We start from the raw sequence: 16,746 nt of genomic DNA, 5'->3' as shown, positions 1-16,746 counted from the left end.
ATTCTCCTTCATCACAATTCCACGCTGAATATTGACATTCTCCGCACCCATCTGACCTGCGGGAAGGATCTACCCAAGGACGGTAAGATCCTCGGTCAAGTTTTGGGAAACAGTCTTTTGCCGACGGGGAACGCGTTTCTAGCCTGTGGCCTCATTGCTCGTTGATCGAGCGTTCACGAACTGAGAGGCCCCTAGACATGGCGAAAGTCGACGCCTTGCCACAGGCCACGACGGAGTCCGGCGGTCTGCGCCGGGATGTCGGGCTGATCGGACTGATGTGGGCCTCGGTGGGCTCGATCATCGGCTCCGGCTGGCTGTACGGCGCCGAGAAGGCGGTCGTGGTGGCCGGCCCCGCGGCGGTCATCTCCTGGGTGATCGGCGCGGTGGCCATCGTGCTCCTCGCGCTCGTGCACGCCGAGCTGGGCGGCATGTTCCCGGTGGCGGGCGGCACGGCCCGCTACCCGCACTACGCCTTCGGCGGTCTGGCCGGCATGTCCTTCGGCTGGTTCTCCTGGCTCCAGGCCGCCACCGTCGCGCCGATCGAGGTCGAGGCCATGATCGGTTACGCCGGTCACTGGCAGTGGGCCCAGAGCCTCCAGCACACCGACGGAACGCTGACGCCCAGCGGTTTCCTCACGGCCGTGCTGCTGATGGCGGTCTTCGTCGGGGTCAACTTCTTCGGCGTCCGGGCCCTGGCCCACACCAACAGCGCCGCCACCTGGTGGAAGATCGCCGTCCCGCTCGGGGCGATCTTCATCATCGCCGCGGGCAACTTCCACCCGGGCAACTTCACCTCCGAGGGCTTCGCCCCGTTCGGCGCCAAGGGCGTCCTCGGCGCGATCAGCACCAGCGGCATCATCTTCGCGCTGCTCGGCTTCGAGCAGGCGATCCAGTTGGCGGGCGAGAGCCGCAACCCCAAGCGCGACCTGCCGCGGGCGACCCTCGGCTCGGTGGCGATCGGCGCCGTGATCTACATCCTGCTCCAGGTCGTGTTCATCGCCGCGCTGCCGCACGGTTCCTTCGCGCACGGCTGGGCCAAGCTCGACTTCGCGGGCATCAGCGGCCCCTGGGCGGGCCTGGCGACCATCGTGGGCCTGGGCTGGCTCGGCTGGGTGCTCTACATCGACGCGATCATCTCCCCCGGCGGCACCGGCCTGATCTACACCACCGCCACCTCGCGCGTCTCCTTCGGCCTGGCCAGGAACGGCTACGCGCCGAAGGCGTTCGCCCTGACCGACAAGCGTGGCGTGCCGTGGTTCGGCCTGCTCATGTCGTTCGTCACCGGCGTGTTCTGCTTCCTGCCGTTCCCGAGCTGGCAGGAACTGGTCGGCTTCATCACCTCGGCGAGCGTGCTGATGTACGCGGGCGCTCCGCTGGCCTACGGCGTCTTCGCCGACCGGCTGCCGCACCGGGAGCGCCCGTACCGGCTGCCCGGCGGCAAGGTCGTCTCGCCGCTGTCCTTCGTGGTCGCCGACCTCATCATCTACTGGTCCGGCTGGAACACCCTGTGGCGGCTGGGCTTCGCGATCCTGCTCGGCTACGTGCTCCTCGGCTCCTACGCCTGGTACGCCACGCGCAAGCGGCTGCCCGACGCGCCCCGGCTGGACTTCAGGGCCGCGCAGTGGCTGCCCGGTTACCTGGTGGGCCTGGGCCTGATCTCCTGGCTGGGCGGCTTCGGCGGCCGGGGCACCATTCCGCTGTGGTGGGACATCCTGGTCGTCGCGGTCTTCTCGCTGGCCGTCTACTACTGGGCCAAGGCCACCGCGTCGCGGCCCGAGGCGATCGAGCGCAGCATCGACGAGGTCGTGGTCACGGACATGCCCGCGCACTGACCCGTACCGCGCCGCCCTGACGGTGTCCCGTCGGCTCGACTGACGGGACACCGTCATAATGCTGGGGTGACGTCTGCTCCCTCCCCCTTCAACTCCCCTTCCGCCGAACGTTTCCCGGTGGTCGTCGTGGGTGCCGGACCGGCCGGCCTGACCGTCGGCAACATCCTGCGGGCGGCCGGTGTCGACTGCCTGGTCCTGGAGGCCGGGACCCGCGAGTTCATCGAACAGCGGCCGCGCGCCGGGGTCATCGAGGAATGGGCCGTGCGCGGCCTGGAACGACGCGGTCTGGCCGACCGGCTGCTGGAGCGCGCGGAACGCCACTCGGAGTGCGAGTTCCGCTTCGACGGCCGGGCCCACCGCTTCGCCCACACAGAGCTGACGGGCCGTCATCACTGGGTCTACTCGCAGCCCCTGCTGGTGACCGACCTGGTGCGGGAGTACGCCGACGTGCGCGGCGGGGACATCCGCTTCGGGGTGCGGGACGTGCGCCTGCACGAGCCGGACTCGGACCGGCCCGCCGTCTCGTACACCGACCCGGACACCGGTGAACGGCGCCTGGTCCACTGTGACTTCATCGCCGGCTGCGACGGACCGCGCGGGGTGAGCCGGGCCGCGCTGCCGGCGCGGGCGCGGACCTCCCGGCACGATTACGGCATCGGCTGGCTGGCGTTGCTGGCCGAGGCCCCGCCGTGCGCGGACCGCGTGCTGTTCGGCATGCACCCGGGCGGGTTCGCCGGGCAGATGCCCCGCAGTTCCCGGCTCACCCGCTACTACCTCCAGTGCCCGCCCGGCGACGACCCGGCCGACTGGCCCGACGAGCGGGTCTGGGCGGAGCTCCAGCGGCGCCTGCGGGCGGCGGACCGCCCGCCGCTGACGGAGGGCCCGCTGCTGGAGAAGCGGGTGCTGGACATGCACGACTACGTGGTCGAACCCATGGTGTTCGGCCGTCTCTTCCTGGCCGGTGACGCGGCACACCTCGTCGCGCCGATCGCCGCGAAGGGCATGAACCTCGCCCTGAACGACGCGTTCCTCCTCGGCGACGCCCTCGTCGCGCACCTGGCCGAGGGCGACGACTCGGGCCTGGACGGCTACTCGGCGCGGTGCCTGCGGCGGGTGTGGGAGTACCAGGATTTCTCGCGGTGGCTCGCCGAGATCTTCCACGGGGTGTCCGACGGCGACCCCTACCGGGCCGGCACCACGCTGGCCCGGCTGCGCCGACTGTTCTCCTCACCGGCCGCGGCGGCGGCCTTCGCCGAGCAGTACCTCGGCACGGCCGACACGTACTGAACGGGCGTCGCCGCGGCACCTCGGCATGACCGGCGCGTACCGAACGGGCGGCGCTCCGGCGCGCGCCGGTCCCGGGCGTGGCGGGCCCGCGGCGCGCGCCGGCCGGCCACGCACGGTGGGGTCAGGCGACGCCCAGCCCCTCCAGCACCACGGCGCCGGGCAGTTCGGCCAGCGCCTTGCCGGGCACCAGGAGCTTGCCGCGCCGGCGCCCGCTGCCGACCAGGACGTAGGGCAGGTCGGCGACGGCCGCGTCCACCAGCACCGGCCAGCCCGTGGGCAGGCCGAGCGGCGTGATGCCGCCGTACTCCATGCCGGTCTCGCCGGTCGCCGTCTCCATGGAGGCGAACGAGGCTTTGCGGGCGCCCAGTTGGCGGCGGGCGACGCCGTTGACGTCGGCCCGGGTGGTGGAGAGCACCACGCAGGCGGCGAGCCTGGTCTCGCCGGCCCGCTTGCCCGCGACCACCACGCAGTTCGCCGACCGCTCCAGCAGATCGCGGCCGTAGTGCTCGACGAAGACGGCGGTGTCGGCCCAGCGCGGGTCGGTGTCGACGTAGAGGATCCGGTCGGCGGGGACCGTGCCCTGCCAGTCGCGCACCGCGTCGGCGACGGGGGCGGTCAGCTCGTCCAGGCAGTCCGGGGCGGGGGTGGCGGTGTCGAAGTCGCCGATGGGTGCGCGCATGGCCGCACGCTAGCAAGGTCCGCCCGCCCGCCGTACCGGCGTCTCACGGCACGGGCGGTACGGACACCGCCATCACCATCTCCATCGGCGTCTCGCCCCGGTTCTCGTACCGGTGCGGGACGTTGGCCTCGAAGGAGGCGCTCGCGCCGGCCGGCACGCGGTACTCCGCGCCGTCCACGCTGAGGGTCAGCTCGCCGGTGGTGACATGCACCAGCTCGACCGTGCCGGCGGGGTGCGGCTCGGAGGGGCTGTGCTCCCCCGGCATCAGCCGCCAGTCCCACATCTCCAGCGGTCCGGGCGCCTCCGTACCGGCGAGCAGCCGGTTGTAGCTGCCGGCGTCCGTGTGCCAGAGCCGTACGGCCCGTTCGGCGGGGACGACGCGGACCTTCGGGCCCCGCTCGTAGTCGAGGAGCGTGGTGACGCTGACGCCGAGCGCGTCACCGATCTTGACGACCGTGCCGATGCTGGGGTTGGTGCGGGCCTGCTCGATCTGGATGAGCATGCCGCGGCTGACACCGGCCCGGGCGGCGAGCACGTCCAGGGTGAAGCCGCGCACCGAGCGCCAGTGCCTGACGTTGCGCGCCAGGGACTGGGTCAGAAGTTCGAGGTCCGACACGTTGGGTCCAATATCCGGGGAGTTCACGGGGTTCGTCAGCGCGGTCCGGCGCGGTTCAGCCCACGGACCTACGGTGTGGTGCGCCTGGTCGTCCGGCAAACTCTACTGCGGGGCCGGGCCGCGGGCCGCAGCCCGGCTCCCCTTCCGGCCGGGCCGCCGCCCGGGTCAGCCGTCGGAGTCCAGCGCGGCGAGCCGCGCCACCGCGTCCTCGTCCAGGTCCGCCAGCGCCCGCAGCTGCTCCGGCGTCGTGCCGTCCGGGATCGGCACCGGCGCGGGGGTGCGCAGCGGCGGCTGCCAGCCGTCGTCGGGCGTCCAGCGCCGTACGACCCGGGCGGGCGCCCCCGCCACCACGGCGTGGTCGGGCACCGTGCCCCGGACCACCGCGCCGGCCGCCACGACCACGTTCCGGCCGATCCGCGCCCCCGGCAGGATCACCGCGCCGGTGCCGATCCAGCAGCCCGGTCCGATCACCACCGGCTCCATCCGCGGCCACTGCTTGCCGATGGGCTCGTGCGGATCGTCGTAGGAGTGGTTGGTCGAGGTGACGTAGACGTACGGGCCGAAGTAGCAGTCGCGGCCGATGGTGACCGTGGTGTCGGCGATGACATGGCTGCCGCGGCCGAGGACCACGCCGTCGCCGATGCGCAGGATCGGGTCGGGGCCGAGGTCGAGGCCGGGCATCAGGCCGGCGGTGAGGGTGACCTGCTCGGCGATGATGCAGTAGGAGCCGATCCGGATCCACGGCTCGCCGAAGACGGTGCCGAGCGGGAAGGCCAGCCGGGTGGCCTCGCCGATCGCGCCGAAGCGGAACCCCGCCGGGTGCTCGGCCGTGACGGACCCGGCGCGCCGTGCCCAGGACCAGGCCGCGTGGACGGCTCGCTGGGCCAGGCCCCGCCGCCAGGATGAGAACGTGTTCTTGCGCTTCGGCACGGGCTCACGTTACTCAGCGGTCGCCTCCGGCGGAGAGGGCGGGCTGCTGTGATCTTTGCCCCACCCGGTGTCGTACCGTGCCGTGTACGGCCGACACGAGGAGACGGTGATGACGCACAAGGCGCTGATCGCGGGTATCGGGGGCAAGGAGCCCCGGATCGACCCGGAGGCGTTCGTGGCGCCCACGGCGTCCGTGATCGGGGACGTCACGCTGCATGCCGGGGCCAGTGTCTGGTACGGCGCCGTCGTGCGCGCCGACGTCGAGAGGATCACCGTGGGGGCGCGGGCCAATGTGCAGGACAACGTCACCCTGCACGCCGATCCCGGGTTCCCGGTGACCGTCGGGGAGCGGGTGTCCATCGGGCACAACGCGGTGGTGCACGGGGCCACCGTGGAGGACGACTGCCTCGTCGGGATGGGGGCGACCGTGCTCAACGGCGCGGTGATCGGGGCCGGCTCGCTGGTCGCGGCCCAGGCCCTGGTGCCGCAGGGGATGGTGGTGCCGCCGGGGTCGCTGGTGGCGGGGGTGCCGGCCAAGGTGCGGCGGAGCCTGACCGAGGAGGAGCGCGCGGGGGTGACCCTCAACGGCACCCTGTACACGGAGCTGGCCGAGGCGCACCGCGGGGTGCACGGGTAGGCGCGGCGGGGGCGGGTGCCCGCCGCTCGGCCGGGGCGCCTCAGTCCCGGGCACCCACCGGTTCCGCCTCGCGCCGCTCGGCCTGCGCCTTCTTCGCCTTGCGCTTGAGGATCAGCAGGGAGGCCAGGCCGATCAGCACGGCCACGCCCAGGCCCAGGTACGAGAAGCGCTTCAGCCAGTCCTCGGCGACGACGCCGATGTAGTAGATGACGGCCGTGGTGCCGCCGGCCCAGCAGATGCCGCCGAGGACGTTGGCGATCAGGAACTTCCAGTACGGCATGTGCAGCACGCCCGCGAGGGGGCCGGCGAAGATGCGCAGCAGGGCGACGAAACGGCCGAAGAAGACCGCCCACATGCCCCACTTCTCGAAGGACCGCTCGGCCGTGGCCACGTGTCCCGCGCTGAAGTGGCGCGGGAACTTCCCGCCGAGCCAGGCCAGCAGCGGGCGTCCGCCCTTGCGGCCGATGGCGTAGCCGATGGAGTCGCCGATCACCGCGCCGGCGGTCGCGCAGGCACCGAGGACGACCGGGTTGACGCCCGTGTGCTGGGAGGACATCAGGGCCGCGGAGACGAGGACGATCTCGCCCGGCAACGGGATGCCCAGGCTCTCCACGCCGATCACCAGGGCCACCACGGCGTAGACGGCGACGGCGGGCACCGAGTCGAGCCATTCCTGGACGTGCACGCCGGTTCCTCCCCTGTAGCTGACCTTGCTCTCCGGCTGACGGGTCACCGCATGTAAAACGCGTCCCGAGGGAAGGCTACCTGGTCGGCGCTGAACGGCCGCTCGGCCGTCCGCGCGGGTCGGCACCGTCCCGCCCCCACGCCTTACGTTTCCGGACATCCCCGTGTCACGCGGGAGGGGAAGGCTCCCACGCGGTTCGCCCGGCCCGCTTCCCTCAAGGCCCCGCCGAGGGGTCCGCCGCGGAAGGACGACGTCCCCGTGTCCCCTCTGTCCCCCTCCCGCCCGCTGTCCCCCGTCCCGCACCCCTGTCCGCCGGCCCCGGTGCCCGGTTCCGGGCTCACGGTCGACGCGCGCCCCGCGCCGCGCGGGCCGGGCCGGGCCGTGCGGCTGGCCGTGTGCGTGGCTCCCCTGCTGCTCGCCGCCGGGTGGGCCGTGGCCAACCGGCCCGTCGTCCACGAGGGGGTCCGGCGGCTGGCCGGGGCCGACCCGTGGTGGCTGCTGGCCGGAGCCGGCTTCACCTGTCTGACCTGGGTGGCGGCCTCCTGCGTGCGGCAGGGCGCGCTGCCCGACCGGGTCCCGCCGGGGCTGCTGCTGGCCTCGCAGTTCGCCGCCGGCGCCGCCAACCACGTGCTGCCCGCCGGGCTCGGCGCCCACGCCGTCACCCTGCGCTTCCTGCGCGGGCGGGGGGTGCCGGTGGAGCGGGCCACCGCGTCGATCGGGTTGTACTCGCTGGTCAAGTCCACCGCGAAGACGGCCGTCCTGCTGGTGTTCCTGGCCGCGTCGCCGGCCTGGCGGCGCCTTGGCGACCTGGTGCCGGACGGCCGGCCACTGGTGCCGCTGGCCGCCGTCACGGCCGGGGCGGTCGCGCTGGCCGCGGTGCTGATGGCGGTGGTACGGCCGGTGCGCCGGCCGGTGGCCGCACTGCTGCGCACCGCCCTGGCCGACGCGCGCGCGGTGCACACCCGGCCGCGCCGGGTCCTCGCCCTGTGGGGCGGGGCCGTCGCCCTGCCGCTGGTGCAGGCCGGGGCGCTGGCCTGCGTCGGCGCCTCGCTCGGGCTGGCACTGCCGTGGCAGCGGGTGGTGCTCGCCCATCTGGCGGCGGGTACGGCCGTCGGGGCGGTGCCCGCGCCGGGCGGACTCGCGGTCGACGCGGCGCTGGTGTGGACGCTGGTCGCCTTCGGCACCACGCCCGCGGAGGCGACCGCGGCCGTCATCGGGTACCGGGTGCTGACGGACTGGGTGCCGCTGGTGCCGGGGACCCTGGTGCTGTCGGCGCTGATCCGCGCGAAGGTGGTGTGAGCGGGGCACGGCCGCCCCTCGCCCGGCGGCGGTGTCAGTCCCGTCGGGCCACCAGGCGGTAGGCGTTGGACAGGCCGAGCCGGTGGGAGAACGGGCGTACGGCGAAGCGGTCGAGGAGCGTGGCGGTGATCAGCGCGGGGACGCCCGCCAGCAGGAGCGCGGCGCGCGCGGCGCGGCGGAGGGCGCCGGGGCGTTCGGGGAGCCAGGGCGCGTCCTCGCGCGGGGCGGTGTGGTCGAGCGCCAGCCAGACCGCGGCGAGCAGGTCCACCGGGTCATGGGCCTCGGCGTGCTCTTCCGCGACCACCGTGAACCCGAGCCCGGTGAGCCGGTGGCGCAGGTTGGCCACCGGCACGAAGTGCAGGTGCTGCGGCTGGAGCCAGGGCAGCCACCAGCGGCCGAGCAGCCGGGCGTAGCGGCTCTCCGGGTCCGGTACCTCGATCAAAAGGTGCCCGCCGGGGCGTACGGCGCGGTGGGCGGCGCGGAGTTCGCGGTCGGGGTCGGTGCTGTGCTCCAGGTAGTGGAACATGCTCACCACGTCGTAGCGGGCGGCCAGTTCGGGTGCCAGGTCGGGGAAGGCACCGCGGTAGGCGTGGTCCACGCGGCCCTCGCGGGCGGCGAGTTCGACGCCGTCGGTGAAGTCGAGCCCGTCGAAGGCGGTGCCGGGGAGTACGGTGCGGGCGGCGGCGCAGAAGTGGCCGTGGCCGGTGCCGACGTCCAGCCAGGTCTTCGGCGCGGGGTCGTGGGGCAGCATGGCCTCGGCACGGCCCCGGTACATCGCGCCGCGCCCGCCGAAGGTGCCGCTCATCCGCTGCTCGCCGAGCCCGTCGTAGAAGTCGCGGTAGTAGAACTCCAGCCCCTCGGTGGTCAGCCGGGGGTTCTGGAAGATGTGGCCGCAGTCGGCGCAGCGGTCGAGGAGGAAGCGGCCGGGCTTGTGCTGGAGCAGGTCGGTGGTGCGCAGGCGGGGGCCGATCCGGCCGGAGGAACACCAGGGGCAGGTGGTCCGCCGGGCCGCGAAGAAGCGGTCGGTGCCAGCGTCCAGGTCGGCCCGGTAGGCGGAGCGCAGGGCGGCGACCCGCGCCGTCTTCATTCGCGCATCCCGCGCCGTCTTCTCGCGCGCGTCCGGCACTGCCTTCTCACGCGCGTCACGCACTGTTTTCTCACGCACGTCACGCACCCGCCCGGTCGGTTCGCTCACCGCGTCACTCAGCGGTCCGGCCGCCCGGTCCGCCATGCCGCTCACCCGCCCCGCCGTCCGGTCCGCCGCGTCGCTCACCGGTCCCGTCGTCTCGTCGGTCGGGGTGCTCGTCGGCTCCGTATCCGCTCCCCGCGTCTCACGTGCGTCACTCATCGGCTCCCCGCCCCTTCCTCGCCGCGGACGTCCGCTGCGGCTTCCTGTCCTGGCTTCCGTGACCTGCCCGCGGTGCCCCGGCGCGACCGGGCTCGCGGGTGACCGGGCTGTTCGTCGCGCGTGTCGGTCATCGGCCCTCCGCCGCCAGCCGGGCGAGGCGGGCCGCCGCCGACCGGGCGCCGCCCGCCGCGCGGAACGCGTCGCGGACGCGGGCGGCGGCGTGCCGGTGGGCCGGGTCGCGCAGGACGGTGTCGAGGGCCTCGCCCAGCCGGGCCGCGGTGACCCGGCCGAACCGGACCCGGACGCCCGCGCCGGAGTCCACGACCTGCGCCGCCACCACCGGCTGGTCGTCCCTGATCGGCGCGGCGACGATCGGGACGCCGTGCCACAGCGCCTCGCACACCGTGTTGTGGCCCGCGTGGCAGACCACGGCGTCCATGTGCGCCAGCAGCGGGAGCTGGGGAACGGACGGCACGACCAGGACGTCATCGTCCGGTGCCGCGGTCAGGGTGCCGGCCGGATCGGCGATCACCGCCTGGAGCCGGTCGGCGCGGGCTCGCAGCGCGGTCCGGGCCTCGCCGAGGAACCGGGTCCCGGCGTCGGCGTTGGCCGTGCCGAGGGTCACCAGGACCTTGGCTCGGCCGGGGTCCAGCCGGTCCCAGGGGAAGTCCGGCCCGGCCGGGCGGCCGGTGAGCGAGGGGCCGGCGTAGTGGACGTGCGGTGCCGCCGGCGCCCGCGGCCCGATCAGTTCCGGTGTGCTGAACACGAGCAGGAGGTGGGGCGAGGAACGCGGGTCGGCGGTGCCCGCCGGGTCCCCGATGCGCGCGCGCAGCTCGGCCAGGCGCCGCCCGAGCCAGTCGGCGACCTTGGGCAGACCGTCGTAGGCACCGCTGAACTCGGCCGACGTGGTCGCGGAGGTGGCCCAGGGCAACCCCAGGTGCTCGGCCACCAGGGCGCCGGCGAACGCCTGCTGGTCGGCGACGACCACGTCCGGGCGGAACGCCGCGACGGCCGCGCGCACCCCCGGCGCCATCGCGTCGGCCAGCGGCAGCAGGTACCACTCCCACAGGAACCGCAGCGCCTCCGCGCCCCGCAGCTCCGGCGGCCGTACGGCACCCGGGGCGCCCGGCACCGGACCGGCGCACCCGAACACCACGGCGTCGGCACCCGCGAGCCGCCGCACCAGCGCCGGATCGGCGCACGCCCAGGCCACTCGGTGCCCCTGCGCGGCGAGCCGGGCGGCGACGCCCACGGCGGGGTTGACGTGCCCGGTCAGCGGCGGGACGACGAAGAGGAATCCGCTCACCGGACGCCCGTCCCCGCGCGGACCCGGTCCAGGGTGTGGTCCAGGATGTGTCCGCCGACCGTGCCGGGTGCCTCGACCAGGACCGAGTGCTCGTGCCCCGGCAGCACGACCGCCCGGTAGTCCGGCAGCAGCCGCCGCTGCGCCGGCACCAGGTCCGCCAGATCGGAGTCGCCGCCGTACACACCGAGGACCGGGCAGCGTACGGCGCCGATCTGGGCCTCGGTGAGCACCCGGCTGGCGGGGATGTCCCGGCCCAGGGTGGTCTCGCGGGCGAGCCGTGCCGCGCCCTTGGCGAGGCGGGCGGTGTTGTGGCCCCGGTGGGCCGTGATCCAGGCGAGGGCGTCCGGTTCGTTGTGGGCGAGTTGGGTCGTCACCCGGTGCAGGATGCGGCCGAGCTTCGCCGCCCAGGCGGCGGTCGCCGGTTCGGACTCGATCAGGGTCAGGCCGGCCACCCGGCCGGGATGGCGGGCCGCGTACCCGAAGGCGATGGTGCCGCCGTAGGAGTTGCCGACGAGGTGCACGGGACCGGTCACGCCGAGCCGGTCGAGGAGCGCCGTCAGGTCGTCGATGTTGTGGTCGAGGGTGTAGCCGCGCGGCGGGCGCTCGCTGCGGCCATGGCCGCGCAGGTCGTACATGACGACGTCGAGTCCGGCCGCCGCGAACCGGGGGGCGACGGTGAAGTAGTAGCTGGCCAGACTGTCGGTGAGCAGCCCGTGCACCAGGACGATGGTGGCGTGCGGGGCGCGGCCGTCGGTGGGGCCGGTCCGCTGGACGTGCAGCCGGATGCCGCCGGCGTCGACCATCGCCATGGCTCAGCCCGCCCGGCCGGTCTTCAGGCTCCGCACCACGTGCTCCACGAGCCGGCCGACGGTCAGCTCGATGATCTCGTCGAACTCCATACCGGCCAGGAACTCGGCGAGGTTGACCCGCTGTCCGTACCGTTCCTCCAGCAGGCCCGCCAGGGTGACGAGGTCGATGCTCTCCAGTTCCAGGTCGCGGTTGAAAAGCGTGGACATGCCGATCGCCACGTCGTCCTCGCCGTACTCCGCCAGCACCGTGCGGAGCATGCCGGAGATGTCGGCGAGCACGGTCTCGGCGGTGGGCGGCGCGGGGGCCGGGGCCGGCTGGGTGGGATTCATCGGAGGTACTCCTCGGCTGCGGTGTCGTGTCGTCGGTCCTCGGGTGCGATGCCGGGCGGTCCGTCGGCGGCTGCGGCGCCGTGCCGTCCGTCGGCGGGCGCGGGGCGGTGCAGTCCGTCCTCGGCCGCGCCGCCGTGTCGTCCGTCGCCGGTCCCCGGGCCGGTCGTCCAGGCCACCACGTAGTCGCGTTCCGGCAGGCCGGGCGGGTTGGCGGCCGGCGCGCAGTGCACGGTGTAGGCGCGCTCCAGCCGGCCGGAGACCAGCAGCCGGCTGCCGTCCGGGGCGGCCTCCAACACGGTGAAGTCCCGGGGACGGCCGCCGAATCCGGCGCCCTCGGCCTTGGCGACCGCCTCCTTGGCGGCCCAGAACCGGGTGAACCACAGGGCCGGCGTCTCACCGCCGTCCGCGCACCGGGCGCGCAGCAACCGCAGTTCCACGGGACCGAGCGCGGTGGCGAGGGTGGCCGGGTCGCGCTCGGTGACCTCTTCGACGTCGATGCCGGGACCGGGCGACGGGCGGTGCGGCCGTACGATCGCCACGCCCGTCTCGGCTCGGTGGGCGAGCGAGACGTCCAGCGGAGGCAGGGCGCGGCCGTGCACTCCGGTGACGCGGGGCCGGCCGAGTTCGTCGTTGCCGACCTGGATCTCCGCCGGGAAGACGGGCCCTTCTCCCTGCTGCCAGAGCCAGTGCCGTACCGCGTCCTTGACCGCGATACGGCCGAGCAGCCACTGCCGGCGTCCGCGCGGCGGGCGTCGCGCGTACGCGGCGCGCTCGGCGCCGCCCAGCGAGTTCCGCATGATCAGGTCGCGTGAGGCGAGGTCCGGCCACCGCTCGTGCACCAGGGCCCAGCCGCCGGGCATGGCGGTGGAGAGGGTGTGGCGCTCGGGGAAGCGTTCGACGGGCCGGGTGGTGGGGTCGTTGTCGAACCGGCGGTCCTGCCAGCCGGTGAGCCGGGCCCACACCCGGCCGTCGACGGTCAGTTCCGCGTCCGCCTCCAGCAGGGTGTCGGTGAGCGAGGTGATCCGCAGCAGGCAGCGCACCTCGGTGCCGGGGGCCGGGTCCGGTCCGTGGAACCGCGCCGTGCCCAGCCGCACCGGGAAGACGACGGTCCGCTCGGAGCGGGTCGCCATGATCCAGTAGCCCAGCAGCTGGCCGACGTTGTCGAGCAGGGCACCGGGGGCGGCGGGGGTGGTGATCACTCCGCGGATGTGCCGCTCGCCGATCGCGGTCAGCTCGGTCAGGCCCTGGAACCGCGGGCCGTGGAACATCCAGCGCTCGCGGTAGAGCTGGGCCGCGGTGTGCGCGGGGAGGTGTTCCGGGGCGCCCGGGAAGGGGATCGGCGGGGATGGCGCGCAGTGGTGCGGGGCGAGTTCGATCTCGGCGCGGGCCGTCGTGCCGAAGGCGACGGTGACCCGGTGCGGGTGGTCGGGGGCCGGGGTGACGGTGACCGGTACCTCGACGGGGGGCGTCGCGGTGAGCCACCGGTCGAAGCGGGCCCCGTGCACGGCGACGGCGCGCAGGCCGGGGGCCGCCGCCTCCGCCGCGTCCATCATGTGCCGCACGATCGTGGTGGCGGGGACGACCGGCCAGCGGTCGGCCAGGTCCGGCCAGCCCGGACGCTGCGGGAAGAAGCAGTGGTCCAGGAGGTGGGGCATGGTCCGCGCGGAGACGTGGAGGGTCGTGGTGGTGGGGTGAACCGTGGGAGGGGCGGAGGTGAGGGGGGCGGGGGCGTGGGTGCCTGGGGGCGTGGGGCTTCCGGTGCCCGGGGGGCGGCTCGCCGCGATCAGTTCCGCCGCCGTGTGCGCGGTGTCCCGCAGGAGGGCGGTGAGTTCGGCGGCGGCCGGGTGGTGCCGCGCGAGGTGTTCGAGCGCGGGGACGGTGGTGGCGGAAGGGCCGGCCGGCGTACCGGGCCGAAGGGGGAATCCGGCCGTCGGCGGTGAGGCGTCCGGCGGTGTGGCCGACCGTGTGGTCGGTGGTTCGCCCGGCCGTTCTTCCGGCGGCGTCCCGCGCAGTTGCGCGCGCAGCGCCTCGCGGGACGGGCCGTCCAGTGACACCAGGGCGCTGCCCAGGTCGAGGCGGACGGGCGGGCGTACCACGGCCGGACGGCCGGCCGGGGTTCCCGCCGTGGTGCCGGCCTCGGTCCGGGCCGGGGTCCGGGCCGGAACCGCCGGTGCCACGACCGCCCCCGCCGTCCACAGCGCGGTCGCCGTGCGCCGGAGCTGGGCCAGCCCGTCATGGTGGGCCGAGTGGGCGGCGACGGCCAGGTGATCGCGTTCGCCGAGGGTGTCGCCGATGAGCGAGGTCAGCCGGCCGGGGCCGGTCTGGACGAAGACGCGGTGCCCGGCGGCGTACATGGCCTCGGTCAGCTCGCGGAAGCGGACGGGCTCCAGCAGATGCCGGACGAAGAGTTCCCGGACCGCGGGCTCGTCCGCCGGGAAGGGTGCCGCGGTCGTTCCCGACCACACCGGAACGGTCGGCGGGTGCAGCCGGAAACGGTCGGCGGACGCCTTGATGGGGCCGAGATACGGTTCCAGCATCGGCGTGTGGAAGCCTGACCGGAAGGGCAGCACCTGGCAGAGCACGCCCTCGGCGCGCAGGGACCGCGCGAACTCCTCCACCACCGGGCCGGGGCCGCAGACCATGGCCTGGCGGGGCGCGTTGTCGTGGGAGAGCACGATCCCGGAACCCGCCCAGGCGGCGGCGAGCGCGGCGCGGACCTGGGCGGCGGAGGTGCCGACGGCGGCGAAGGCGAGGCCGGGGACGGTGATCGAGTCCGGGTCGAAGCCGGTCATGAACGCGTCCACCTGGGCGGCGGAGTACAGTCCGGCGGCGGCCATGGCCGTCCACTCTCCGACGCTGTGTCCGGCGACCGCGTCCGGTACCACGCCCATGCGGCGCAGGGCCTGGTCCAGCAGGCGGCCCACCCCGACGACGCCGAAGCCGTGCCGGCCGATGTCGCCCACCCGGACCTCCGTGCCAGCGACCGGGGGCAGGCCGAAGTGGGCGGCGATGTCGTCGGTACGGGCCGTGAACTCCGCCTCCAGCCCGGGGAAGACGAACGCGAGCCGGCCGCCGGCCGGGCCGAGCAGGGGGGTCGGCCGGAACCACATGTCACCGCGCCCGTGCCAGGCACGGCCCTTGGCGACCGTGCGACGGGCCAGGGCGAGCCGCTTGGCCGTCGGGTCCACGATCCCGAGCCGGACCGGGCCGTCCCCGGTGCGCGGGAGGGCCGGGTCGAGCCCGGCGGCGAGCACGGCCGGGTCGTCGCGGTCGAGGAGGACGGCGAGCCCGGCCACGTCCCCGGCGGCGAGCAGCAGGACCCGCTCGGGTTCGATGACACGCGGCCGGGCCGGTGGCACCCCGCGCGGCGCACCACCCGGCACGGCGGACGACAGGGCGGACGACGCGGCGGATGGCTCGGTGGACGACTCGGTGACGGATGCGGCGGGCGACTCGGTGACGGGTGCGGCGGACGACTCGGTGACGGATGTGGCGGGCGACTCGATCAGGGGTGCAGCAACGGGTGCGGAAACCCTCCATGGTGCCTGGGCGGGGCGGCCGGCCGGTGACTCCTCCAGCACCACGTGCGCGTTGATCCCGCCGAACCCGAACGCGTTCACCCCGGCCCGCCGGACCGGCTGTCCGGTGCCCGTCTCCCAGGGCCGGGCCCGGTCCAGGGTGCAAAAGCGGGTGGCGGCGAGGGCGGGGTGCGGGTCGTCGCAGTGCAGCGTGGGCAGGAGGGTGCGGTGGTGCAGGGCGAGCGCGGCCTTGACCAGGCCCGCCACGCCCGCCGCCGGCATGGTGTGGCCGATCATCGACTTCACCGAGCCCAGCACCGGCCGCCCCTCGTCCCGGAGGCCGCTCGCCCCGGGCCCGAACACCTCGGCCAGTGTGCGGAGTTCGGCGGTGTCACCGGCGGGCGTGGCCGTCCCGTGGGCCTCCAGCAGGCCGACCGAGTCCGGTGCGGCGGGGTCGAGCCCGGCGGCCTGCCAGGCCTGGCGCACGGCCCGGCCCTGGCCGCCCGGATCGGGGGCGACGAGTCCCGCCGTACGGCCGTCGGCGGCCACGCCGGTGCCGCGGATCACCGCGTAGACGCGGTCACCGTCGCGTGCGGCGTCCGCGAGCCGTTTCAGTACGACGACTCCGGTGCCCTCGCCGATGAGGAGGCCGTCGGCGTCGCGGTGGAAGGGGCGGATGCGCTCCGTCGGGGACAGCGCGCGGAGCTGGGAGAAGACGCTCCACAGCGTGATGTCGTGGCAGTGGTGCACTCCCCCGGCCAGCATCAGGTCCGAGCGGCCGGTGGTGAGCGCGGTGACCGCGTGGTCGACGGCGACCAGGGAGGAGGCGCAGGCCGCGTCCACGGTGTAGGCGGGGCCGCGCAGATCGAGGCGGTTGGCGATGCGGGAGGCGGCGAGGTTGGGGACCAGGCCGATCGCGGCGTCGGGGCTGTCCGGGCCGAGCCGTTCGGTGAACGCCGCGCGGACCCGGTCGAGCTGGGCGGGTGCCAGGTCGGGCAGCAACTCGCCCAGGGTGCGGGTGAGTTGGTGTGCGGTGCGCACCCGCTGGTCCAGCCGGGCCAGGCCGGGGGTGAGATAGCCGCCCCGGCCGAGGACGACCCCGACCCGGTGCCGTTCGGGCAGCCGCTCCGGACCGCCGGCGTCGGCGAGCGCGGTCGCGGCCACGTCGAGGGCGATCAGCTGGTCGGGTTCGGTGCCGGCCACGGCGGCGGGCATGATGCCGTGCCGGGTGACCTCCACCTCGGCCAGGCCGTCCACGAACCCGCCGCGCCGGCAGTACACCTGGCCGGCGACGGCGGGCCCGGCGGCCGAGCCGGGACGGTAGTAGTCGGCGTCCCAGCGGTGGGCGGGGACGTCACCGATGGCGTCGGTGCCGTCCCGCAGGTTGGCCCAGTAGGCGTCCAGTCCGCGGGCACCGGGCAGCAGCACCGCCATTCCGACGATGGCGACCGGCGTCTGAGGCTCCGTCAT

General features: G+C 74.7%; 13 protein-coding genes. 4 read left to right on the top strand and 9 right to left on the bottom strand.

All coding sequences use genetic code 11. The features are described from left to right. Positions 1 to 197 precede the first annotated feature (197 nt). Together IF37_RS0118780 and IF37_RS0118775 are read left to right on the top strand one after the other, a co-directional pair. Complete coding sequence (locus IF37_RS0118780) at positions 198 to 1,832, top strand: APC family permease (protein WP_030743720.1); 1,635 nt, start codon at positions 198 to 200, stop codon at positions 1,830 to 1,832. Positions 1,833 to 1,898: 66 nt separating this feature from the next. After that, complete coding sequence (locus tag IF37_RS0118775) at positions 1,899 to 3,119, top strand: 4-hydroxybenzoate 3-monooxygenase (RefSeq protein WP_030743717.1); 1,221 nt, start codon at positions 1,899 to 1,901, stop codon at positions 3,117 to 3,119. Positions 3,120 to 3,240: 121 nt separating this feature from the next. On the opposite strand, the gene IF37_RS0118770 is transcribed toward IF37_RS0118775, so the two are convergent. From IF37_RS0118770 to IF37_RS0118760, 3 genes are all read right to left on the bottom strand, one after another. Beyond that, a complete protein-coding gene (locus IF37_RS0118770; RefSeq protein ID WP_030743714.1) occupies positions 3,241 to 3,798 on the bottom strand; it encodes a YbaK/EbsC family protein in 558 nt (185 codons plus the stop codon). Positions 3,799 to 3,841: 43 nt separating this feature from the next. After that, positions 3,842 to 4,414 carry a helix-turn-helix domain-containing protein gene (locus IF37_RS0118765; protein ID WP_030743712.1) on the bottom strand — a complete coding sequence of 191 codons (573 nt, stop codon included), beginning with the start codon at positions 4,412 to 4,414 and terminating at the stop codon, positions 3,842 to 3,844. A 165-nt stretch (positions 4,415 to 4,579) separates the two neighbouring features. Further along, positions 4,580 to 5,344 (bottom strand): acyltransferase, encoded by a 765-nt coding sequence (locus IF37_RS0118760; protein WP_030743710.1) that lies wholly within the window; start codon positions 5,342 to 5,344, stop codon positions 4,580 to 4,582. Positions 5,345 to 5,453: 109 nt separating this feature from the next. Between IF37_RS0118760 and IF37_RS0118755 the strand changes: the two genes are divergently transcribed. After that, the gene (locus tag IF37_RS0118755; protein WP_030743707.1) at positions 5,454 to 5,981 is read left to right on the top strand and encodes a gamma carbonic anhydrase family protein; all 528 of its coding nucleotides are present in this window, start codon (positions 5,454 to 5,456) and stop codon (positions 5,979 to 5,981) included. A 40-nt stretch (positions 5,982 to 6,021) separates the two neighbouring features. Here the strand turns inward: IF37_RS0118755 and IF37_RS0118750 are convergent, their stop codons facing one another. Continuing rightward, entirely contained in the window at positions 6,022 to 6,666 is a 645-nt protein-coding gene (locus IF37_RS0118750; RefSeq protein ID WP_030743704.1) for a DedA family protein, read from the bottom strand. 321 nt (positions 6,667 to 6,987) lie between these two features. On the opposite strand from IF37_RS0118750, the gene IF37_RS0118745 reads away from it, so the two are divergent. Beyond that, complete coding sequence (locus tag IF37_RS0118745; protein ID WP_253915801.1) at positions 6,988 to 7,965, top strand: lysylphosphatidylglycerol synthase transmembrane domain-containing protein; 978 nt, start codon at positions 6,988 to 6,990, stop codon at positions 7,963 to 7,965. Positions 7,966 to 7,999: 34 nt separating this feature from the next. Here the strand turns inward: IF37_RS0118745 and IF37_RS0118740 are convergent, their stop codons facing one another. The 5 genes from IF37_RS0118740 to IF37_RS0118720 all read right to left on the bottom strand — a co-directional run bounded on the left by IF37_RS0118740 (position 8,000) and on the right by IF37_RS0118720 (position 16,746). Next, positions 8,000 to 9,052, bottom strand: coding sequence for a class I SAM-dependent methyltransferase (locus IF37_RS0118740; protein WP_030743700.1), 1,053 nt, complete (start codon positions 9,050 to 9,052; stop codon positions 8,000 to 8,002). Positions 9,053 to 9,440: 388 nt separating this feature from the next. Then, positions 9,441 to 10,619, bottom strand: a complete 1,179-nt coding sequence (locus tag IF37_RS0118735; RefSeq protein ID WP_030743696.1) for a glycosyltransferase — start codon at positions 10,617 to 10,619, stop codon at positions 9,441 to 9,443. After that, positions 10,616 to 11,428 carry an alpha/beta fold hydrolase gene (locus tag IF37_RS0118730; RefSeq protein ID WP_030743693.1) on the bottom strand — a complete coding sequence of 271 codons (813 nt, stop codon included), beginning with the start codon at positions 11,426 to 11,428 and terminating at the stop codon, positions 10,616 to 10,618. The genes IF37_RS0118735 and IF37_RS0118730 overlap by 4 nt, the downstream gene beginning before the upstream one ends. A gap of 3 nt (positions 11,429 to 11,431) precedes the next feature. Then, positions 11,432 to 11,758, bottom strand: coding sequence for an acyl carrier protein (locus tag IF37_RS0118725; protein ID WP_030743690.1), 327 nt, complete (start codon positions 11,756 to 11,758; stop codon positions 11,432 to 11,434). Further along, the gene (locus IF37_RS0118720; protein ID WP_079165796.1) at positions 11,755 to 16,746 is read right to left on the bottom strand and encodes a type I polyketide synthase; all 4,992 of its coding nucleotides are present in this window, start codon (positions 16,744 to 16,746) and stop codon (positions 11,755 to 11,757) included. The genes IF37_RS0118725 and IF37_RS0118720 overlap by 4 nt, the downstream gene beginning before the upstream one ends.

Source organism: Streptomyces sp. NRRL S-31 (assembly GCF_000718775.1).
Lineage (GTDB): Bacteria > Actinomycetota > Actinomycetes > Streptomycetales > Streptomycetaceae > Streptomyces.
Note: the sequence above shows the minus strand (reverse complement) of the source record. Positions and strands in the feature narration are given on the sequence as shown.

Bases quoted from the DNA above. Each gene is read 5' to 3' on its own strand.
- IF37_RS0118740 (WP_030743700.1), bottom strand. From the start codon at position 9,052: ATGAAGACGGCGCGGGTCGCCGCCCTGCGCTCCGCCTACCGGGCCGAC.
- IF37_RS0118770 (WP_030743714.1), bottom strand. From the start codon at position 3,798: ATGCGCGCACCCATCGGCGACTTCGACACCGCCACCCCCGCCCCGGAC.
- IF37_RS0118730 (WP_030743693.1), bottom strand. From the start codon at position 11,428: ATGGCGATGGTCGACGCCGGCGGCATCCGGCTGCACGTCCAGCGGACC.
- IF37_RS0118755 (WP_030743707.1), top strand. From the start codon at position 5,454: ATGACGCACAAGGCGCTGATCGCGGGTATCGGGGGCAAGGAGCCCCGG.
- IF37_RS0118720 (WP_079165796.1), bottom strand. From the start codon at position 16,746: ATGACGGAGCCTCAGACGCCGGTCGCCATCGTCGGAATGGCGGTGCTG.
- IF37_RS0118780 (WP_030743720.1), top strand. From the start codon at position 198: ATGGCGAAAGTCGACGCCTTGCCACAGGCCACGACGGAGTCCGGCGGT.
- IF37_RS0118725 (WP_030743690.1), bottom strand. From the start codon at position 11,758: ATGAATCCCACCCAGCCGGCCCCGGCCCCCGCGCCGCCCACCGCCGAG.